This is a genomic window from Caulobacter sp. GW821-FHT10A10 (assembly GCF_059415745.1).
In genome coordinates this window covers 405,788-426,896 of the sequence record NZ_JBWKNV010000005.1, presented here as the reverse complement: position 1 = coordinate 426,896, position 21,109 = coordinate 405,788, and the positions used below count along the sequence as shown (strand labels likewise).

Below are 21,109 nucleotides of genomic sequence, written 5' to 3'. Positions count from 1 at the left end.
TTCAACGGGGCTCCTCCTCGCAAGGAAGCGAACCGATGCTCGACCGCCGCCGACTGCTCGCCCTGGCCGCCGTGGCGGGGGCGTCGCCGTCCCTGGCGGCCGCGCGCCAGGTTTCGGACCTGCCGGCCGGCCCCGTCGATCCGACGGCGGTGCTGGCGGAGACTGGGGCTCCGGCCGTGGCGGGCCTGGTCTCCAGCGCCGAGCGGACGATCCTGACCGCCGTCGGCGGGGTGCGCCGGGCGGGGGCGCCCGACCGGGTCGAGGCGGGCGACCCTTGGCACATCGGCTCCAACACCAAGGCGATGACCGCGGCGCTCTACGCCCGGCTGGTCGAGGCCGGCCAGGCCAAGTGGGGCGCGACGCTTGGCGCGCTGTTTCCGAACGTGAAGCTCGACCCGGCCTGGCGCGAAACGACGATCGAGCAACTGATGAGCCACAGCGCGGGCCTTCGCGACGGGCCGGTGATGGCCGGCGCATGGCTGGTCCGCGCCAATCTCGACAAGCGGCCGCTTCCCGTCCAGCGGGCCGAGGTCGCGGCGCAGGTGCTGGCCGCGCCGCCCACGGGCAAGCCGGGCGCCTTCGAATACGCCAACTTCAACTACGTCCTGGCGGGGGCGGCGATCGAGGCGATCACCGGCGTCGCCTGGGAGGAGGCGATCCGCACGCGCCTGTTCCAGCCGCTGGGGATCGAAAGCGCCGGCTTCGGCGCGCCGAAGGGCGACGTCCCCTGGGGGCACGTGTCCGCGCCGGGCGGCGGTCTGACGCCGGTCGATCCGGCGGGACCGGCCGACAATCCGCCAGCGCTCGGTCCGGCCGGCACGGTGCACATGACGCTCCAGGACCACGCCCGCTTCGCCCGGTTGTTCCTGAAGGACAACGCGATCCTCTCGCCCGACAGCATCCGTCGCCTGACGACGCCCGCGCCGGGCGCGACCTATGCGCTGGGCTGGGTGGTCGTGCCCGAAAAGCCCTGGAGTCGGGGACCGATCCTGGCCCACGAGGGCTCCAACACCCTGTGGCACGAGGTGGTGCTGATCGCGCCCGGCCGCGGCGCGGCGATCATCGCCGCGACAAACGCCGGCCCGCAGGCCTCGAAGGGCGCCGCCCTCAAGCTCGCCCAACAGTTCCAGAAGGCCTACGTGGCCTGAGAACGCCTAGGTCGGATCGAGATTCAGGAACGACAGCCGATTTTTCACCGAGCATCCCCGCGAAGGCGGGGACCCAAGCCGAGTCCGCAGGTGATCCACGGCCGCGCCGCCTCTTGAACATCAGCTTGGATCCCCGCCTTCGCGGGGAAGGACGGATTGGGGGTCGCAAGCAGATGAAGGCCGGTTCCGCCTACCGCTCGTCGCCCGGCAGGCGGATGTGGACCAGTTTCCACTCGAACAGCGCCCGGCGCTGGAAGGTGAAGATCGTCGCCTTGTCCTTGGCGTCCGGCCGGCGCACGGCGATGCGGACGCGGTTGGGGTCCCAGTAGGCGATGGTCGGATAGGGGCCGCGCACGACGGCCTGCATGCGGGCCAGCACCGTCGGCGGGCGCGGCGGCGACAGCGGGGCCGCGCCTGGGGCGTAGCCGCGGGTCAGGGCCTGCAGGCCCGGAACGGTGAGATAGCGGTCGACCTTGGGCTCGGGCGGAGCGATCGGCTCGATGGCGCGCTTGAAGACGCCCAGCGGGTTGCTCCAGATCGACGGGGCCTCGGGCTTGGCGGCCGGGGCGGTTTCGTCCAGCTGGCCGGTCAGGCTGCGGCGCACCGAGGGAAAGTCGACCAGTTCGCCGATCGCCTGCACGTCCTCGTACTGGGCGGCCGCCTTCAGGGCGCGGAACGCGAACCAGGGCGCCGTGGCGTAGGCGGCGGCGAACACGAAGATCGCCAGGACGATGAGGTCCCAGATCCGCTTCTGCAAAGTCATTGCGCCCCCGCACGGTTAACGCTGTCTAGAAAGGGCATTCATGCCCTTCCTGCAAGGGCGTTCGCGCGCCGGGAGTTCCATTGATGGAATCCGCTTTCCTGACGGGCCTGGGCGCTCTATGGGGTCGCCGCTCGCGGTCTGGCTTAAGCGCCCGCCGCCCCTGAGGAATTTCCGGAGCGCCCATGGCCGGCCTGCGTCTCGCCGATCTCTTCCGCTGCAAGCCCGTGGGCGCGATCGCGGCCGAGGGGGACGATGATCCCAACGACCTGTCGGGCGAACTGCACCGCTCGATCGGCCTGTTCCAGCTGACCATGCTGGGCGTCGGGGCCACGATCGGCACCGGCATCTTCGTGGCCCTGACCACGGCCGTGCCGCTGGCCGGGCCGGCGGTCATCGTCTCGTTCGTCATCGCCGGGATCACCGCGGCCCTGACGGCCCTGTGCTACGCCGAGCTCGGCTCGACCATCCCGGTGTCGGGCTCGTCCTATTCCTACGCCTACGCCACGCTGGGCGAGTTCGTCGCCTTCCTGGTCGGGGCGTGCCTGCTGCTGGAATACGCCGTCTCGGCCTCGGCCATCGCCGTGGGCTGGGGCCAGTACCTGAACGAGCTGTTCTTCGACCTCTTCCAGTGGCGCCTGCCCGAGGCCCTGGCCGCGCCGCCGGGAGAGGGCGGGGTGTTCAACCTGCCGGCGGTGGTGCTGGTCGGCTCGTGCATGGTGCTGCTGCTGCGCGGGGCCAAGGAATCGACCACGGTCAACGCCGTGCTGGTGGTGGCCAAGCTCTTGGTGCTGCTGTTCTTCGTGGTGATCGCCTTCACCGGCTTCCACTCGGAGAACCTCAAGCCGTTCGCGCCGATGGGCGTGGCCGGGATCGGGGCGGCCGCCTCGTCGATCTTCTTCTCCTACATCGGCATCGACGCGGTCTCGACCGCCGGCGACGAGGTCAAGAACTCGCGCCGCAACCTGCCGCTGGGCGTGGTGCTGAGCCTGCTGATCGTCACCGCCGTCTACGTGCTGGTGGCCGTGGCCGCCGTCGGCGCCCAGCCCTGGACCGCCTTCGCCGGCCAGGAGGCGGGCCTGGCGGTGATCCTGCGCAACCTGACCGGCGCGGGCTGGACCTCGCTGATCCTGTGCCTGGGCGCGATCATCTCGATCTTCAGCGTCACGCTCGTGGTCATGTACGGCCAGACGCGGATCCTGTTCGCCATGAGCCGCGACGGCCTCCTGCCGCGCCTCTTCCAGAAGACCGACCCGCGCACCCGCACGCCGGTCTGGAACACCGTGATCGTCGCGGCCTTCATCGCCTTCCTGGCCGCCTTCGTACCGTTGAACGTGCTGGTCAACCTGACCAGCATGGGCACGCTGATCGCCTTCGCCATCGTCTCGGCCGGGGTGATCATCCTGCGGCGCACCCGGCCCGACCTGCCGCGCGGCTACAAGGTTCCGCTCTATCCGGTGCTGCCGGTGCTGAGCGTGGCCTTCTGCCTCTACCTGATCATCGGCCTGCCGTGGGACACCTACGTGCTGTTCGGCCTGTGGGCGGCGGCGGCCTGCGTCATGTACTTCGGCTATTCGCGCAAGCATTCGAAGCTGGCGGGGTAGGCTGGAACCTCCCCCTCTGGGGGAGGCGGCCGAGGGCCGGAGGGGCGACGTTCTCAGCTTCCGCTGAATGAGTTGATCCTGCAGTCGCTCCCCCCACCGATCGCTGCGCGATCGCCTCCCCCAGAGGGGGAGGTTCGTCGTTTTGGGTCAGTTCTCATCTTCCTGGGGACCATCCGTCCTCGCGCCTTGCCCTGGCTTTCCCCGGGCCTCTAGGCTCGCCCCTGGATTTCCAGGAGGCGGGGCATGGCGCGTACGAGCAGCCGGCGGGCGGTGCTGGCGGGATTGGGCGGCCTCGGCGCCGCCAGCCTGTCGGCCTGCGCCACGACGGGGCGCGTGCTTCCGGCCCCGGGGCCGACCGGCTTCCTCGCTCCGCCGCTGGCGCCGCTGCGGATGGAGGTCGACCGGATCACCAAGATCACCGTCTGCCTGCGTCCGTTCCGGGCGGCAGGTCCGCGCCTCGACGTCGAGACCGTCGCGGGAAAACGCGTGGTGCACAACTACGGCCACGGCGGCAGCGGCTGGTCGCTGTCGTGGGGCTCGGCCGAGATCGCGGCGGGCAAGGCGCTGGAGGGCGGAACCCGCGAGGTCGCCGTCATCGGTTGCGGCGCCATCGGCCTGACCACGGCCCTGACCCTACAGCGGGCCGGCGCCAAGGTGACGATCTACGCCAAGGAGCGCACGCCCTACACCCGCTCGGCCCGGGCCACCGGCACCTGGTCGCCCGACAGCCGGATCGCCGACGCCGACAAGGTGGCCGCCGACTTTCCGGCGCTGTGGGAGCGGATGGCCCGCACCTCCTACGCCGCCTATCAGACCCTGCTGGGCCTGCCGGGCGAACCGGTGGCGTGGAGCGACCGCTACACCCTGTTCGACGCCCTGCCGGCGCCGCGCGGGCCCGGTCCGGTCAACGCCGCTCCGCCGGTGCATTTCGCCGCCTACAACGAGCGGCTGGCGGGCCTGGTGCCCAGCATGCGCGACCTGCCGCCGGGCGCGCATCCGTTCCCGGTCGCCCGCGCGCGCCGGGGCGTGCAGATGCAGTTCAACGTCGCCGACCTGGCCCACCAGCTGACCACCGATTTCCTGCTCGAGGGCGGGAAGATCGAGACCATGGCCTTCGACACGCCCGCCGATCTGGCCCGCCTGAGGGAGCCGGTGGTCGTCAACTGCACGGGCTATGGCGCGCGGGCGCTGTGGAAGGACGAGAGCGTCACGCCGGTGCGCGGCCAGATCGCCTGGCTGGCCCCGCAGCCCGAGGTCCGCTACGGCCTCTACTATCGCCACGTCTCGGTGCTGCCGCGCCCGGACGGGATCGTCGTGCAGCAGGTGGGCGACGGCGAGATGTTCGGCTACGGCGTCGCCGACGAGACGCCGGACCGCGCCGAGGCCGAAGACGCGGTTCGTACAATCGCAAAGCTGTATTCACCAAGTCGGGTGTAGAATCGCCGCGATGAGCCAGATTGAAGTCCAGGGAATGGAAAAGCGCGCCTACCGACGCTACCCCGCCTCGCGCAAGGCCTACCTCGTGGTGGGCGGCGAGCCGCTGCGTTGCCGGCTGATCGACATCGCCAAGGGCGGCGCCCGCATCGCCGGACCGGAGCTGTCACCGCAGGCCGGGCCGCTGCACCTGGTCGACCCGGCCCGGCGTCTCGTCCACCTGACCCGCATGGTCTGGCAGGGCGACGGCCAGATGGGCCTGCAGTTCATCGAGAGCCGCGCCTTCACCGAGGCCCTCGGCGGGGCCGAAGGGGCGGGGCGCGTGGTCGACATGATCGGTCCCTGGCCCAGCGACACCGGCCCGAACTAGAACTTTTCCGCATTCCCCAACGGCAAGCTGGGCCAACCGCCCGGCTGTTTGTGCGTTGCAGCGTCTGACCGATCTGGACAGACGCCAAGGGTGATCGCGTGACCTCTCTTCTTCGTGCCGCGGGGCTGGCCGCCTGCCTGCTGCTGGGCGCTTGCGGAACGCTCGCCCGGCCGCCGGAAGGCGTGGTCCGGGTCGCGCCCGGCGCGGTGATCCCGACCGCCGATCCGCGCATCGTCGCCAGCGACGCAGCGCCGGTGCGCCAGCTCGAACGCCAGATCATGGGCGGCCCGGAAAGCGGTCCAACGGCGATCCTTGCCCTTTCCGGCGGGGGAGCCAACGGCGCCTATGGCGCCGGCGTACTGACCGGCTGGACCGAGAGCGGCCAGCGGCCGGACTTCCGCATCGTCACCGGAGTCAGCACGGGCGCCCTGGCCGCGCCCTTCGCCTTTCTGGGCAAGAGCTGGGATCCCCAACTGGCGGAGGCCTATTCCGGCGGTGCGGCCAAGGACATCCTGGCCTGGCGGCAGCTGGCGACCTTCGCCTCGCCCAGCCTCTACAGCAGCTCGGCCCTCAGCAAGCTGGTCGACAAGGCCGTGACCCCGCAGCTTCTCGCGGCCGTGGCCGGCGAGCACGACAAGGGGCGCCGGTTGTTGGTGGCGACCACCAATCTCGACAGCGAGGAGACGGTGATCTGGGACATGGGCCTGATCGCCAAGCAGGGCGGTCCACAGGGGCTGAAGCTGTTCAAGGACGTGCTGGTGGCCTCGGCCAGCATTCCCGGCGTCTTTCCTCCGGTGCTGATCGCGGGCAGGGCCAAGGACGGCCGGATCATCCAGGAGATGCATGCCGACGGCGGGGTCAACACGCCGTTCCTGGCCGTGCCCGAGAGCCTCCTTCTCTGGACCCGGGCGACCGACAAGGTGCAGGCCGGCTCCATCTATGTGCTGGTCAACGGCCAGTTGGGACGGCGTGACGCGGTCACGGCCGGCAAGCTGACCGCCATTCTCAAGCGCAGCTACTACAGCGCCAGCAAGGCCTCCACGCGGGCCCATCTGGCGGCGACCGGCGCCTTCGCCCAGCGCAACGGACTGGCGTTCCGCGTCGCCGCCGTGCCCGACGAGGCCGACGCCAACAGCCTGGATTTCAGCGACGCTTCCATGCGCCGCTTGTTCGAGATCGGCCGTCGGCAGGGGCGCTCTGGCAAGGCCTGGGGCGACTGGAAGCCGGTCGAGCCGGAGAAGGTCGCCACGACGGGCCTCATCGTCATCGACGCGCCGCCTGCGCGATAGTCGTTGATCTTCGCCATATTTCCAGAATATTGGAAATATGGAATCAAATCGCGCCGCCGCCATGCTCTCCGCCCTTGGCCACGAGGGACGCCTAGCGATCTTCCGGCTGCTGGTGAAGGCCGGGCCGGTCGGCATCGCGGCGGGCGACATCGCCCGGACGCTGGATGTCCTGCCCAACAGCCTGTCGGCCAATCTCAACGTCCTGTCGCATGCGGCCCTGGTCACCTCGCGGCGCGAGGGCCGGTCGATCATCTATTCGGCCGACTACGGCGCGATGAGCGGCTTGCTGGGCTTCCTGATGGAGGACTGCTGCAACGGCTCGCCCCAGATCTGCGCCCCACTGGGCGCGATCGTCGCCAAGGCTGGGGCCTGCTGCTGACATGGCGCGCTTCGACCTGTCGCGGCGCCTCGTCGCGGAAGCTCTCGGTTCGGCCCTGCTGCTGGCGGTGGTGGTCGGCTCGGGGATCATGGGCGAGCGCCTGGCGGGCGGGAACGTCGCCGTCGCCCTGCTGGGCAACACCCTGGCCACGGGGGCTGCGCTGGTCGTCTTGATCGGGGTGTTCGGACCGATCTCCGGCGCGCACTTCAATCCGGCCGTGACCCTGGTCGCGGCGCTGCGGCGTGAGCTGCCCTGGCGGCTGGCGCTGGCCTATCTGGTCGTGCAGGTCGCCGGCGCGGTGCTGGGCGTCTGGATCGCCCACGCCATGTTCGGCGAGCCGATCGTCCAGGTTTCCACCAAGCTGCGGGCCGGCGGCGCCCAGGCCCTGGCCGAGGTGGTGGCGACCTTCGGCCTGGTGGCGACGATCCTGGGGACCGTGCGGTTCAAGCCGGAGAGCACGCCGATGGCGGTTGGGCTCTACATCACCGCCGCCTACTGGTTCACGGCCTCGACCTCGTTCGCCAACCCGGCGGTGACGATCGCGCGGAGCCTGTCGGACACCTTCGCCGGGATCGCGCCGTCCTGCGTCCCGGCCTTCATCCTCGCCCAGTTCGCCGGCGCCCTGCTGGCGGCGGGCGTCTTCGGCTGGCTGCTGAAAGCGGAGACCGCGTCGTGACCGACTTCCCGATCACCATCTTCCACAACCCCGCCTGCGGCACCTCGCGCAACGTCGTGGCCATGGTCGAAGCCGCCGGCTACGCGCCGGTCGTCGTCGAGTATCTGCAAGCCGGCTGGACCGCCGAGCAGTTGCGGGATCTCGCCGCCCGCGCCGGCCTGCCGCTTCGCGACCTGATCCGCGAGAAGGGAACGCCGGCGCAGGAGCTGGACCTGCTGGCCGAGGGGGTTTCCGACGAGCGCATTCTCGACGCCATGGTCGAGCAGCCGATCCTGGTGAACCGTCCGATCGTGGTGACGCCCAAGGGCGTGGCCCTGTGCCGGCCGTCCGAGCGGGTGCTCGACCTGCTGGACCGCCGTCCGGCCAGCTTCACCAAGGAGGACGGCGAAGTCGTCATCCTCTAGACGGCCGTCGCGTCCCTGGGGCGAACAGCAGGTCCGACCAGCGCCAGGAGGCGTCGCCCAGCGCCAGGCGCGGCGCGCCGGGGCCGTCGGCCAGGCTGACGACGACGAGGCCGCGCATCAGGTCGGCGCGGCAGGCGGCCGGAGCGAAGCCGACCTCCATGATGATCGCCTCGCGCACGCCCGCCAGGCCCTTGCCGACCTGGCCGGGGCTCTGCAGCCACTTGCCGCGCCAGACCAGCACCGCCTTGCCCGAAGCGGCGGCCTCGCCATGCGCCGACGCCAGGGCCGAGCGGACGCGGGGATTGCGCCGCAGGGCCGCTTGCAGCCGCCGGACCATGTCGCAGCTGGCGCCGTCGCCCGCGCCGTTGCCGGATCCCGTCCCGACGGTGGTCGCGCCGGCGAGATCGGCTTCGCCCAGTTCGGCGGCCATCATGGTGGTGTCGGCGGGCGTGGCGACCAGAGGCTGGACGTCGGGCGGGCGCACGGCCGGGCGGGCGGTGCGGGTCGGCGGCTTCGGGTCCGGCTTGGGCGGGGCGGGCGAGGGCGGCCGGGCGGGGGTGGGTTCGGGCTTCGGCTCTAGGGCCGGCGGCTTGGGCTCCGGCTCGGGCGGCGGCGGGGGAGGGGGCTGGACGAGATCGACCGCGATCGGCTCGGGCTCGGGCGGACGCGGCTCCGGCTGGGCCATCAGCACCGCCAGCAGGGCCAGGCCGTGGGCGCCGACGCTGACCAGGCCGGCCGCCAGCTGCGTCGCGCGCGAGGGGCGGCGGCGGGCGGGTTGGTCGATCAGCGGTCTTGGCATCACGCGTCCGTGGCGAGCGCCGGAACGCCGACGCCCGTGCAGGTGAACACTCCCCCGCGTCAGGATCGTGGCGAGCGGCGCCGCTAAGCGGACGCAGGCGCTAATGCCGGTGCTATTTTGCCCCTTCTCCCGTCATTCCCGCCCTTGTGGCGGGAACCCCTGGTTCCGTTCGCACGTGAGGCGCAAGCGGATCGCTGGCGATCCGCCTCACTCGCCCTTGCGGCTGATAGAGGGCTTCCCGCCACAAGGGCGGGAATGACGGGATGCTTGAGGGGGCTTCGGCAAGCCTGGGCCACGATACCCCCAAAGAAAAAGGCCCTCCCGCGAGGGAGGGCCTTCTCTTTCCGAAAGCTCGGACCGCTTAGGCGGCCATGGCCTTCTGGAGGTTCTCGTCGATCTTGTCGAGGAAGCCCTCGGTGGTCAGCCAGCCTTGCTTGTCGCCGACCAGCAGGGCCAGGTCCTTGGTCATGAAGCCGCTCTCGACGGTGTCGATGCAGACCTTTTCCAGGGTGGCGGCGAACTTGGCCAGTTCCTGGTTGTCGTCGAGCTTGGCGCGGTGCGCCAGGCCGCGGGTCCAGGCGAAGATCGAGGCGATCGAGTTGGTCGAGGTCGACTCGCCCTTCTGGTGCTGGCGGTAGTGGCGGGTGACGGTGCCGTGGGCGGCTTCGGCTTCCACCGTCTTGCCGTCCGGCGTCATCAGCACCGAGGTCATCAGGCCCAGCGAGCCGAAGCCTTGAGCCACGATGTCCGACTGCACGTCGCCGTCGTAGTTCTTGCAGGCCCAGACGTAGCCGCCCGACCACTTCAGCGCCGAGGCGACCATGTCGTCGATCAGGCGGTGCTCGTAGTGGATGCCTTTGGCCTTGAACTGGTCGGCGTATTCGGCGTCGAAGATCTCCTGGAAGATGTCCTTGAAGCGGCCGTCATAGGCCTTGAGGATCGTGTTCTTCGTGGAGAGATAGACCGGGTAGCCGCGGTTCAGGCCGTAGGCGAACGAGGCGCGGGCGAAGTCGCGGATCGAGTCGTCGAGGTTGTACATCGCCATGGCGACGCCGGCGTCCGGAGCCTTGAAGACTTCGTGCTCGATGGTCTCGCCGTCTTCGCCGACGAACTTGATCGACAGGGTGCCCTTGCCCGGGAACTTGAAGTCGGTCGCGCGGTACTGGTCGCCGAAGGCGTGACGGCCGACGATGATCGGCTGGGTCCAGCCCGGCACCAGGCGCGGCACGTTCTGGCAGATGATCGGCTCGCGGAAGATCACGCCGCCCAGGATGTTGCGGATCGTGCCGTTCGGCGACTTCCACATCTTCTTGAGGCTGAATTCCTCGACGCGTTGCTCGTCGGGGGTGATGGTGGCGCACTTCACGGCCACGCCGTGCTTCTTCGTCGCGTTGGCCGCGTCGATGGTCACCTGGTCGTCGGTGGCGTCGCGGTTCTCGACCGACAGGTCGTAGTAGTCCAGTTCCAGGTCCAGATACGGGAAGATCAGCTTATCCTTGATGAGCTTCCAGATGATCCGGGTCATTTCGTCGCCGTCCATGTCGACGACGGGATTGGCGACTTTAATCTTGGCCATTGCGGGGTCTTCCTCTCGCGGTGGCGCGCTCTGACGCTCGGCGCACAGGGCCGGAACGTGGCGCGGACGGCGAGCCCTATAGACTGTTGCGGCCGTTGGGGAAAGGCTGCGCGAAGGACGTCCGGCGCCGGAGCGCGGCATTCCACCGCAGGCGACATCAAGGCCGCAGCGCCCTAATGGGTTGTGGCTGTGCTGGAGGGCCCGTCCGCGGGCCGCTGTGGGGGAGAGGCGTGAGCAGCCTGTGGCGGCATACCGACGTGAAATCGCCCCTGGCGCGACGGCTCCTGGCCTTCGCCGCCCTGGTGTCGATCGCGGTCACGGGACTGGTCACGGCGGTCACCTTCTACTTCGTCCAGCAGAGCGCGGCCGAAACCCAGATGCGTCACCTGGCCGAATATGTCGGCGAGCGGGTGAAGACCGAGGACCGGCTGTTTTCCGACCTCGTGAAGGTGCACGACGCCTCCAGCCTGGCCCTGCTGCGCCGGCTGCGCGACATCGAGCCCGACATCGACCGCCAGTTCGACCTGCTGTTCCCCGACCACGGCGACGGCACCCGCCGCACCGCCCCGCGCCTCTATGACGGCGGCCGCACGGGCAATCACTATGTCTATGGCATCGGCGGTTTCGTGCCCCACGCCGCCGACCTGACCCGCGCGGACAAGGCCCTGCTGGTCGGGGCCATGGAGGTGGTGGCCAACGCCGGCGAGACCGAGATCGGCCACTACGACAACTTCTACTTCTTCACGCCCGACACGCGGCTGGTGATGTTCGGCCCCATGCGCAAGGATCGCCTGCTCTACTACCGGCAGGACGCGCCGCCGACGCTCGACATCTCCAAGGAGGAGATGACCCAGCTGACCCGGCCGGAGGCCAATCCGCAGCGGGTGATGAAGTGCACCAAGTTGCGCAAGCTGATCTCCAATCCCAGCGGGCGTGGGCTGAACGCGGCCTGCATGACGCCCTTCGACATGGGTGGGCGGCACGTCGGCGCCTGGGGCACCAGCCTGTCGCTCGACTCTTTCCTGCTGCGGGCGGTGGGCGACGCCCTGCCGGGCGGCCAGAACCTGATCGTCTCGTCCGACGGCGAACTGATCGCCGCGCCTGGCCTGGCCAAGGACGGGGTGGTCGACGCCGCCCAGCTGGCGCGGGTGCAGTCCAGCGAGCGGGTGGCCGACCTGGTGGCCCAGATCCGCAAGCATGGCGGCGACGTCGGCGCCCTGCGCGACCAGGGCGGCGACCGGGTGGTGGCCTACGGTCGGATGAAGGAGCCCGACTGGTACTTCCTGATGACCTTCCGCTCGGACCAGATCGTCTGGAACGCGGTGAAGACGGCCTCGTGGGTGTTGCTGTTCGGCGTGGTCGGGGTGATCGCCCAGCTGCTGCTGCTCTATCGCCTGATGGCGCGCGAGGTGGTCTCGCCGCTGCGGGGCCTGGCCGAGGCCCATCGCGAGGACGACGGCGTCGCGGCCGCCCGCATCGAGGCCCGTGGCGACGAGATCGGCGCTCTGGCCAGGGCGCTGCGCAAGCAGCGGGAAGTGCACGACGATCTGCTGCGTTCGCTGGAAGATCGCGTCGCCGACCGCACCCGCGAGCTGGAAAAGGCCAACCAGGCCAAGTCGGTGTTCCTGGCTAACATGTCTCACGAGCTGCGCACGCCGCTGAACGGCGTCATCGCCGTCGGCGACCGCCTGGCCGAGGAGAGCGATCCTGCTCGCCGCCGCGAGCTGGCCGCCCTGGTCGCCTCGTCGGGGCGCCTGCTGGAGCAGGTGCTGGGCGACATCCTCGACGTCTCCAAGATCGAGGCGGGTCAGTTCCAGATGACCTTCGCGCCCTTCGACCTGGAGACCCTGGTCGCGGGCATGGCCGAGCTGCACCGCGCCTCGGCCGAGGCCAAGAACCTGACCTTCTCGTGGTCGGTCTCGCCCGAGGCGATCGGCCGCTACGAGGGCGACGCCGGACGGATCAGCCAGATCCTGTCGAACCTGCTGGGCAATGCGGTGAAGTTCACCAGCGTCGGGGGGGTGGACCTGTCGGTCGAGCGGATCGGCGACGTCGTCCGCTTCAGCGTCAGCGACACTGGGGTGGGCTTCGACGACGCTGTGCGCGAGCGCCTGTTCAAGCGCTTCGTCCAGGCCGACCAGTCGATCACCCGCCAGTTCGGCGGCACGGGCCTGGGCCTGTCGATCTGCGCGGCCCTGGCCGAGATGATGGGCGGCTCGATCGACGCGCGGGCCGTGACCGGACGGGGCGCGACCTTCATCGTCGACCTGCCGCTGCAGCCCTCGACCGAGACCCTCGGCCACGAGGACGACGAGGACGACGGGCCGATCTCGCTGGAAGGCCTGCGGGTGCTGGTGGCCGAGGACCATCCGGGCAACCGCAAGGTGGTCGAGATCGTGCTGGAGCCGTTCGGCGTCGACCTGACCATGGTCGAGGACGGCGAGGCGGCGTTGCGGGCGCTGGACGAGCAGCCCTTCGACGCGGTGCTGATGGACATGCAGATGCCGGTGATGGACGGCCTGACCGCCACCCGCGCCATCCGCGCGCGCGAGGCCGCCTCTGGCGCGCGGCGGATGCTGGTGATCATGCTGACCGCCAACGCCATGGACGAGCACATCGCCGCCGCCCACGCCGCCGGCGCCGACCTGCACGTGGCCAAGCCGCTCAATCCCGGCCTGCTGGTTCAAGCCCTGGCCGGCGCCCGCACGCGCCTGACGACGAAGATCAGCGCGGCGGAGTAGGAGGGGCTCAAGACCCCTCTCTCTTTGAGAGAGGGAGGGGCCCGCGCCGTAAGGCGTGGGAGGGTGAGAGGTAACAAACTTGCCGAATGAAGCGCGGCGCTTGGGCTTCGGTCTCTGGTGAGCTGGCCGCTATGGTGGGTTTGCTTGTTGGCGGTGAAACCCCTCACCCTCCCACCGCTTCGCGGCGGGCCCCTCCCTCTCCCTATGGAAGAGGGGACGATTTACACCCCCGCCAGCACCGTCCGCGCCACCTCCACGATCAGCGCGCTGCGATCCTCGTCCTCCAGCGGCGAGGCCTTGAGGAAGATCGCCAGGGCGAAGCGGCGGCCGTCGGTGAGGCGGACCAGGGCCAGGGTGGCGTCGGCGGCGCAGAGGCCAAGGTCGTAGGGCGTCCAGGTCGTCAGGGCCGCCAGGCGGGCGCCGGCGGGCAAAGCGGGGCGCAGGCGATCGCCGGCGGCGGCCTCCATCAGGCGCAGCAGGCGGCCCCGGCCGTCCTGGCTGGTCAGTTCGAATTGGTTCAGGGCTTCGAGGAAGCGCACCGCGCCCAGGGGCGTGGCCGTGTCGCGCGGATCGGCGAGATAGCGCTGCTGGGCGGCGCGGCGCTGCGCCTCCGGCGTCGCCAGCACCGCTTTGCGCCAGGCCTGACCCTTCCAGTCGGCGCGAAACGAGGCCGTGCCCGCTTGTTCGGGCAAGAGCTGGCGGGCGTAGCGGTCCAGCCGCACGCCCTCGACCTTGCGCAGTTCGAGCCAGGCGGTGACCGCGCCAGGGCCGCCGATCCGCTTGAGCAGGACGTCGGCGGCGGTGTTGTCGGACAGGGCCACGGCGCGCTTCAGCAACTCCTCGACCGTGTAGCGGCCGTGGGCGGGCCAGGCGTCGGCCACGGCGCCGGGCGGCGGCGACAGGTCGACGTCCTCGATGGCCAGGGTCTCGGATGGCGACAGGGCCTTGGCCTCGATCTCCGACAGCACCGCCGCGCCCAGGGCCGCCTTCCAGGCCCCGTCCAGCGGGAAGGGGCGGTCGCCAGCGACGGCGATGCGCTGGGCGGTGGTCAGGTCCTGGGCCGCGACGCCGAGGATGCCGGGACGGGCCCGCTCGGCCAGGGCCGCCAGCTTGGGGTTCAGGGTTTCGGGATCGAAGGCCGGATCGGCCTGCGAGCGGCCGCGGCAGGCCGCCAGCGTCCCAGCCAGGGCCGGCGCGGCGAGGGCGGCGAGCAGGGCGCGGCGGTGCATGGGGCCTCCGGTCGGAACAAGCGTGAGCGGGGGCTAAACGCGCCAGAACGCGCTTCGGACTTGCGCGAAGGCGCGCCGCGGCGGCAAAGGGACGCCCATGACCACCGAAATCGCCTCGCAAGACGTCGTCCGCACCCCGCCGTGCGTGATCCTCAGCGCTCCGCAGCTGGCCGAGAACATCGGCGCGGTGGCGCGGGTGATGGCCAATTTCGGCCTCTACGAGCTGCGGCTGGTCAATCCGCGCGACGGCTGGCCGCAGGAGCGGGCCTGGGCCAGCGCCTCGGGCGCCAGCTGGCCGCTGGACGACGCCAAGGTGTTCGGCAGCTTGGCCGAGGCCATCGCCGACCTGCATCTGGTCTACGCCACCACGGCCCGTCCGCGCGAGACCCGCCTGCCGGTCTACACCCCGCGGGAATCCGCCGGCCACCTGGCGACCGAGGTCGAGCAGGGCCGCAAGGTCGGCCTGCTGTTCGGCGGCGAGCGCGCCGGGCTGGAGACCGACGACATCGCCCTGTGCCAGGCCATCGTCTCGATCCCGATCGACGAGCGCTTCCGATCGCTGAACCTGGCCCAGGCCGTGTCGATCAACGCCTACGAATGGAAGATGACGGTCGACGACCGTCCCTGGAAGAAGTTCGAGCTGAACGTCGAGGGACCGGCCGACCAGGCCGCGATGCAGGGCCTCTACGAGCATCTGGAAGGCGAGCTGGACAAGGCCGGTTTCTACCATCCGCCCGAGAAGAGGCCGTCGATGGTGCGCAACCTGCGCGTCCCGCTGGCCCGCGCCCGCCTGACCGACCAGGAGGTCCGCACGTTCCGGGGGGTGATCACCGCCCTGTCGAAGGGGCGCGGTCGGGTGCTGGCCAAGCTGGCCGCCCAGAAAGCGGCGAAGGAGGAGTAGAAACTCCCACGTTCCGGGACCAGAGAAACCGGTTTCCCACCTTACAGGGCTTTAATTTTCGCAGCCGCGAAAACGCCGCTATCCAGCCCAAATCCACGGCCAAGGTTTGGTTGTGGGCGGCATCTGGCGGTTGAGCCGGAGCGTGTGGGGGAGTGGGGCGATGGCGCTGGGCGGAACGCTGCTGCAAGGTCTGGCGGCCGCCTTGGCCGTGGGAAGCGGTCAGCCGGGCGAGACCAAGCCCGCCGAGCCGGCGAGCGCCGAGACCGCGGCCTCGGAGGCCAAGTCCTCTGACACCAAATCCTCGACGACGTCTTCTGCCGCCGCGCCTGTTGAAACCGCGCCCGCCGAGACCGCGCCCGCCAGCGCGACGACCGAAGACATCGACAGCGTCGACGGCGTGACGGTCGACGCCGCGCCGCGCGGCAAGACCGAAGGCCCCATCGAACCCGAACAGGTGCTCGACGAGGCCGACATCCAGGCCTACGGCGCGGGCAGTCTGTCGGAGCTGGTCACGGCCCTGGCGCCTCTGACCGCCTCGTCGCGCGGCCGGGGCGGCGACGAGCCGCCGATCATCGTCATCAACGGCCAGCGCATCTCGGGCCCGCAGGAGATGAACGGCATCCCGCCCGAGGCGGTGCAGCAGGCCGAGATCTATCCCGAGGAAAAAGCTCTCGCCTATGGGTACCGCGCCGACCAGAAGGTGCTGAACTTCATCCTCAAGAAGAACTTCCGCCAGCGCACCCTCGAGGACGAGCGGCGCTTCGCCACCGAGGGCGGCCGCACCTTCTCCGAGCAGCGGGGCGGCCAGTTCAAGGTGGACGCCGACGCCCGCTGGACCGTCAATGTCCGCTATCGCCGCGAGACCCCGCTCTACGAGCAGGAACGCGACATCGTCCGCGCCAGCAGTTCGCCCTACGACCTGCAGGGCAACATCCTGGGCCGGGGAACGGACGCCGAGATCGATCCGGCCCTGTCGGCCCTTGTCGGCTCGACCGTGAGCAAGGCGGCCGTTCCGGGCGTCTTCGCAGGGGGGAGCCCGGCCTTGGCCGACTTCGTCGCCGGCGCCGGCGGCTACGCCACCGACGACCTGACCGCCTCGCGCACCCTGCAGCCGCGCGGCGAGGAGGGCTCGATCCAGGGCGCCTACAGCCGCAACTTCGGCAAGACCACGGTGTCGTTCAGCGGCAATCTCGAAAGCACCAGCCGGATCAGCTATCTGGGCCTGACCGGCGTCAAGCTGGACCTCTACGACGACAACCCGTTCTCGCCGTTCGCGGGCGACGTCTATCTCTATCGCTACCTCGACGAACGCGACGCCCTGCGCCGCAAGATCGACACCGACAAGATCGAGCTGGCGACGACGGCGCTCGGCATGTTCGGTGGCTGGCGCTGGAGCCTGTCGGGCAATTTCGACCTGACCGACAGCGCCACCCGCACCGGCCGGGGCGTGGACACCTCGCTGTTCACCGCCGCGGTCAAGGCCAACGATCCGACGGTGAACCCGTTCGGACCGATCCCGGCCAACCTGCTGCGCTACAACGCCCAGGACACCGCCGACTCCGTCACCACCAACGCCAAGGCCGAGTTCACGGCGTCCGGCCCCCTGGCCGAGCTGCCGACGGGCCGCCTGCGCGCCACCTTCAAGACCGGGCTCGACAGCCGACGGGTCGACGCCGACAGCGTCCGGTCGGGCGTCGCCACTCAGCGCGACCTGACCCGAGACCGCGCCACCGCCTATGCCAGCCTCGATCTGCCGGTGCTTTCCCGTGGCGACGGGCCCTTGGGCTTCATCGGTTCGGTGTCGTTGAACGGCAACGGGCTCTACGAGCAGTTCTCCGACATCGGGGGCCTGGTCACCGCCGGCGGCGGGGTGCAGTGGCAGCCGATCAAGGGCGTCAGCCTGGGGCTGAACTACAGCACCGAGGAGGGCGAGCCGACGCCGCAGCAGGTCAACGACCCGGTCGTGCAGACGCCCAACATCGCGATGTACGACTTCGCCACCGGCGACACCGTCAACGTCACCCGCATCGAGGGCGGCAACCCGAACCTGAAGCCCGACAGCCGCCAGGTCGTGAAGCTGAACTTCTTCTACAAGCCGTTCGAGAAGACCGACTTCTTCTTCTGGGGCAACTACACGGCCAGCCGCATCGACGACCAGATCGCCTCGTTCCCGTCGATCTCGCCCGAGCTGGAGGCGGCCTTCCCCTCGCGCTTCGTGCGCGAGGCCTCGACGGATCCGACGCAGGTGGGGCGGCTGATCTCGGTCGACAGCCGGCCGGTGAACTTCGCCCACGCCGACAACCAGATCCTGCGCTGGGGCGTGAACTACAATCTGCGCTGGGGCGGGCCGCCGCCGGCGGCTTCCGGTCCCGCGCCAAGGCCAGCACCGGGCGGTGGAGCGAGCGGCGGCGCGAACCCAGGATCAGGCGCAGGCAGTGCGGGCGCGACGGTGCGGACGACGACGTCGGGCGGTCCTTCGGGCGGTTCGCGTCCTCCCGGTGGGGTGCAGGTGTCGGGCGGCGGCATGATGTCCCGGATGGGCGGCGGCAATGTCCCGCCCGGCCAGACCCGACTGCAGATCTCGCTGAACCACACCTGGCGCCTGAAGGACGAGGTGGTGATCCGCGACGGCATGGCGCCGCTGAACCTGCTGGACGGCGCCTCGCTGGGCCGCCGGGGCGGTACGCCGCGCCATGAGGCCTATCTCCAGGCGATCCTGTCGCGCAACGGCATGGGCGCCACCCTGCGGGGAAACTGGCGCTCGTCCACCTGGGTGGACGGCGGCCTGAACGGCGACGACCTCTATTTCTCCGACCTGCCGACGCTGGGCCTGCAGGGCTTCGTCGATCTCGACACCAACAAGGATTGGACCAAGCGCTTCGGCTGGCTGAAGGGCTCGCGCGTCTCGCTGGGCGTCGACAACCTGTTCGACACCAAGCAGCGGGTGGTCAACGACCAGGGCGTGACGCCTCAGGCCTATCAGGAAGACTACATGGACCCCCTCGGCCGCACCGTACGCTTCAGCTTGCGCAAGGTGCTGTGACCCCTTCAGAAAGGGTGAGGCTGCACGGTTCATGATGATGGCGCAATTGTGTCCAGTCTTCGCGAGTAATGACGTAACGTAACGCGTCGGAACTCTTTGGCGGTGACCTGCGTTGCCCGGCTGAGCTCCTGAAAATGCGGGAGTCGCAGGGAGGAATCAGCGTGAGCAAGCACCTGAAGACACGGCTCGCCGTGAGCGCGGCCGTGTGCGCGGTCGTCTGCGCCGGACACGCCTTCGCGGGCGCCTTCTATATCCAGGAGCAGTCGGTGAAGGGCATGGGTCGCGCCTATTCGGGCGAGTCCACCGACGTCGGCGCCTCGGCGATGTTCTGGAACCCCGCCGCCATCGGCCGGATCGAGGACAAGGAGCTCTACACCGGCGCGGCGGGCATCTTCGTCACCGGCGAGGTGACCGACGAGGGCTCGACCCTGCAACGGCCGACCCTGAACATTCCCGCCGTGCTGGGCACGTCGATCCCGGGCCTGCCGAACGGGGTCACCGGCCTGCTCAGCGGCGTGCTGCCGGGCCTGACCAACGGCGTGCTGATCCCCACTCTGGAGAGCCTGCCCAACATCCCCTTGCAGCCGGCCTTGGCGGTGGGGGGCAATTCGGTGGCCAAGAACCCGATCCCCAAGTCGATCGTGCCCAACTTCGCCTTCGCCATGCCGCTGACCAGCCGCCTGTCGCTCGGCGTGGGGATCAACGCCCCGTTCAACGCCGTGACCACCTACGACGGCGACAGCTGGGTGCGCTACAACGCCATCAAGTCGCGGTTCCTGAACATCAACATGCAGACGGCCCTGGCCTATCGGGTCACCGACTGGCTCAGCGTCGGCGGCGGCGGCAACATCGACTATTTCGACGCCACCTTCAGCCAGATGGGGCCCGACCTGACCGCGCCGTTCCCGGACGGCAAGATCGAGGTCAAGGGCGAGGACATCCGCTATGGCTGGAACGCCGGCTTCCAGGTCCATCCGGGCGACCGCCTGGTCGTCGCCGGCTCCTACCGCTCCGGCTACAAGCACGAGCTGGACGGCACGGTGGCGATCTACGGCTTCCAGGGGCCGTTCTCGCTGGTCACCAGCCAGCAGGAGGCGACGACCAGCTTCTCGACGCCCTGGATCGCCACGGCCGGGGTGACGGCCAAGCCGACGCGCAAGCTGGCCGTCCACGCCCAGGTGCAGCGCTTCGGCTGGAGCGACTTCGACACCGTTACCGTCGACCTGAAAGGCGCGGGCCAGCTGCTGCCGGGCGCGCTGCTGCCCAAGCAGATCGTCGTCAACGAGTTCTACAAGGACACCACCAACGTCGCCGTCGGCGTCGACTACCAGGCGACGAAGTGGCTGGCCCTGCGGGCCGGCGTCCAGAAGGACCCGACCCCCACCAACGACCAGTACCGCGACGCCCGCGTGCCCGACGGCGACCGGATGATCTACAGCCTCGGCGCGACGGTCACCCCCAAGCGCAACATCAACCTCGACCTGGGGGCCTCGTACATCAAGCTGAAGGACAGCGTGATCCACGCCGACCAGACCCTGTACGACGGCACCGCCTTCCCGATGGAGCTCTCGCTGCGTGGGCGCTCGGAAGGGAAGGGCATCGTGATCGGCGGCGGAGCGCGGATCGCGTTCTGAGGAAGCACAACTCCACCCCTCCCCCTTGATGGGGGAGGGGCAGGGGTGGGGGTGACCGGGGGCGGCTGGACTTGGTGCGAAGGCCGGCTCAGCAGATCACCCCCATCCCCGACCCTTCCCCCATCCAGGGGGAAGGGAGATATCACCCCAACCCCCGCTCCAGGTGCTCCACCAGCAGCCGCACCTTGGCCGGCAGCAGGCGCAGGTGCGGATAGACCGCCCACACGCCCTCGTCGGCCGGCAGGCAATCCTCCAGCAGCGGGACCAGCCGCCCCTCGGCGACGGCGGCGTCGACGTAGAAGTTGGGCAGCTGGCAGATCCCCAGGCCCTGCAGGGTGGCGTCCAGCACCGCCTGGCCGCTGTTGCAGCGCCAGCGGCCCTGGGGCTTGAAGACGATCTCGCGGTCGCCGTCCGGCCCCGGATCGCGGAACGGCCAGGCGTCGACCGCGCCCAGCACGCAGGCGTGGCCGTCCAGTTCGGCGATCGTGCGCGGCGTGCCGGCTTGCGCCAGATAGGCCGGGGCGGCGCAAAGCCGGCGGGTGCGCGAGGTCAGGCGCTTGGCGATCAGGCGGCTGTCGGTCAGGCGGCCGAAGCGGATGGCCAGGTCGAAGCCCTCGCTGACGATGTCGCGCACCGCGTCGTCCAACTCGATGTGCACAGACAGTCGCGGGTGGGCCAGGACGAAGGCGTTGACCGCCGGGACGACGTAGCGCTCGCCATAGGCCGTCGAGCAGGTCATGCGCAGCAGGCCCTTGACCTCGCCGTCCTCCTCGCCGACGGCGGCGAGGGCTTCGTCGCGGTCGTGGATCAGCTGGCGGCAGCGGGCCAGGAAGGCGCGGCCGGCGTCGGTCAGGCTGACGCGGCGGGTGGTGCGATAGAGCAGGCGGGTCTGAAGGCGCTCCTCCAGCCGCGCCACCTCGCGGCTGACGCCGGAGGTCGACAGGCCCAGTCGCCGCGCGGCCTGGGAGAAGCTCTCGGCCTCGGCCGTGGCCACGAATTCGTCGATGCCGTCCCAGGCGCCCATGGCGGCGGTGGTGCGCTCATTGTCCCTTCATGGCAACAATGTTTTGCATCAATTGGGATTATCGCGGCGCGCGCATCGGCGTACCACAGGCGCTCAAG

At 70.0% G+C, this 21,109-nt stretch carries 17 protein-coding genes; 12 read left to right on the top strand and 5 right to left on the bottom strand.

Annotated elements, in window-relative coordinates:
* Nucleotides 1-35: 35 nt before the first annotated feature.
* Complete coding sequence (locus tag AC07NS_RS16340) at nucleotides 36-1,148, top strand: serine hydrolase domain-containing protein (RefSeq protein ID WP_494604863.1); 1,113 nt, start codon at nucleotides 36-38, stop codon at nucleotides 1,146-1,148.
* A 190-nt stretch (nucleotides 1,149-1,338) separates the two neighbouring features.
* On the opposite strand, the gene AC07NS_RS16335 is transcribed toward AC07NS_RS16340, so the two are convergent.
* A complete protein-coding gene (locus AC07NS_RS16335; protein WP_494604861.1) occupies nucleotides 1,339-1,911 on the bottom strand; it encodes a DUF2939 domain-containing protein in 573 nt (190 codons plus the stop codon).
* Nucleotides 1,912-2,093: 182 nt separating this feature from the next.
* Here AC07NS_RS16335 and AC07NS_RS16330 point away from each other — a divergent pair, with 182 nt between their 5' ends.
* From AC07NS_RS16330 to arsC, 7 genes are all read left to right on the top strand, one after another.
* Entirely contained in the window at nucleotides 2,094-3,512 is a 1,419-nt protein-coding gene (locus tag AC07NS_RS16330) for an amino acid permease (protein ID WP_494604860.1), read from the top strand.
* A gap of 243 nt (nucleotides 3,513-3,755) precedes the next feature.
* Nucleotides 3,756-4,949: an FAD-dependent oxidoreductase gene (locus tag AC07NS_RS16325; protein ID WP_494604858.1), complete on the top strand. Its 1,194-nt coding sequence runs from the start codon at nucleotides 3,756-3,758 to the stop codon at nucleotides 4,947-4,949.
* Nucleotides 4,950-4,959: 10 nt separating this feature from the next.
* Nucleotides 4,960-5,316 carry a PilZ domain-containing protein gene (locus tag AC07NS_RS16320; protein WP_494604856.1) on the top strand — a complete coding sequence of 119 codons (357 nt, stop codon included), beginning with the start codon at nucleotides 4,960-4,962 and terminating at the stop codon, nucleotides 5,314-5,316.
* 98 nt (nucleotides 5,317-5,414) lie between these two features.
* On the top strand, nucleotides 5,415-6,605 hold the full coding sequence (locus AC07NS_RS16315; RefSeq protein WP_494604854.1) for a patatin-like phospholipase family protein: 1,191 nt from the start codon (nucleotides 5,415-5,417) through the stop codon (nucleotides 6,603-6,605).
* A gap of 37 nt (nucleotides 6,606-6,642) precedes the next feature.
* On the top strand, nucleotides 6,643-6,984 hold the full coding sequence (locus tag AC07NS_RS16310) for an ArsR/SmtB family transcription factor (RefSeq protein ID WP_494604852.1): 342 nt from the start codon (nucleotides 6,643-6,645) through the stop codon (nucleotides 6,982-6,984).
* A 1-nt stretch (nucleotide 6,985) separates the two neighbouring features.
* A complete protein-coding gene (locus AC07NS_RS16305) occupies nucleotides 6,986-7,660 on the top strand; it encodes an MIP/aquaporin family protein (protein WP_494604850.1) in 675 nt (224 codons plus the stop codon).
* Entirely contained in the window at nucleotides 7,657-8,064 is a 408-nt protein-coding gene (arsC, locus tag AC07NS_RS16300) for an arsenate reductase (glutaredoxin) (protein WP_494604848.1), read from the top strand. Before AC07NS_RS16305 ends, arsC begins: the two co-directional genes overlap by 4 nt.
* On the opposite strand, the gene AC07NS_RS16295 is transcribed toward arsC, so the two are convergent.
* Both AC07NS_RS16295 and AC07NS_RS16290 read right to left on the bottom strand, forming a co-directional pair.
* Nucleotides 8,054-8,863: a hypothetical protein gene (locus AC07NS_RS16295; protein WP_494604846.1), complete on the bottom strand. Its 810-nt coding sequence runs from the start codon at nucleotides 8,861-8,863 to the stop codon at nucleotides 8,054-8,056. The two genes, arsC and AC07NS_RS16295, sit on opposite strands and share 11 nt — an antisense overlap.
* A 361-nt stretch (nucleotides 8,864-9,224) precedes the next feature.
* Complete coding sequence (locus tag AC07NS_RS16290) at nucleotides 9,225-10,439, bottom strand: NADP-dependent isocitrate dehydrogenase (protein WP_110121515.1); 1,215 nt, start codon at nucleotides 10,437-10,439, stop codon at nucleotides 9,225-9,227.
* A 230-nt stretch (nucleotides 10,440-10,669) separates the two neighbouring features.
* On the opposite strand from AC07NS_RS16290, the gene AC07NS_RS16285 reads away from it, so the two are divergent.
* Nucleotides 10,670-13,180 (top strand): ATP-binding protein, encoded by a 2,511-nt coding sequence (locus AC07NS_RS16285; protein WP_494604844.1) that lies wholly within the window; start codon nucleotides 10,670-10,672, stop codon nucleotides 13,178-13,180.
* A gap of 221 nt (nucleotides 13,181-13,401) precedes the next feature.
* On the opposite strand, the gene AC07NS_RS16280 is transcribed toward AC07NS_RS16285, so the two are convergent.
* Complete coding sequence (locus AC07NS_RS16280; RefSeq protein WP_494604842.1) at nucleotides 13,402-14,409, bottom strand: serine hydrolase; 1,008 nt, start codon at nucleotides 14,407-14,409, stop codon at nucleotides 13,402-13,404.
* Nucleotides 14,410-14,506: 97 nt separating this feature from the next.
* Here AC07NS_RS16280 and AC07NS_RS16275 point away from each other — a divergent pair, with 97 nt between their 5' ends.
* The 3 genes from AC07NS_RS16275 (at nucleotide 14,507) to AC07NS_RS16265 (ending at nucleotide 19,987) form a co-directional block, all read left to right on the top strand.
* Nucleotides 14,507-15,310 (top strand): RNA methyltransferase, encoded by an 804-nt coding sequence (locus tag AC07NS_RS16275; protein ID WP_494604840.1) that lies wholly within the window; start codon nucleotides 14,507-14,509, stop codon nucleotides 15,308-15,310.
* A gap of 160 nt (nucleotides 15,311-15,470) precedes the next feature.
* Nucleotides 15,471-18,353, top strand: coding sequence for a TonB-dependent receptor (locus tag AC07NS_RS16270; protein ID WP_494604838.1), 2,883 nt, complete (start codon nucleotides 15,471-15,473; stop codon nucleotides 18,351-18,353).
* A 161-nt stretch (nucleotides 18,354-18,514) separates the two neighbouring features.
* Complete coding sequence (locus AC07NS_RS16265; protein ID WP_494604836.1) at nucleotides 18,515-19,987, top strand: OmpP1/FadL family transporter; 1,473 nt, start codon at nucleotides 18,515-18,517, stop codon at nucleotides 19,985-19,987.
* A 142-nt stretch (nucleotides 19,988-20,129) separates the two neighbouring features.
* On the opposite strand, the gene AC07NS_RS16260 is transcribed toward AC07NS_RS16265, so the two are convergent.
* On the bottom strand, nucleotides 20,130-21,011 hold the full coding sequence (locus AC07NS_RS16260; protein WP_494604834.1) for a LysR family transcriptional regulator: 882 nt from the start codon (nucleotides 21,009-21,011) through the stop codon (nucleotides 20,130-20,132).
* Nucleotides 21,012-21,109 lie beyond the last annotated feature (98 nt).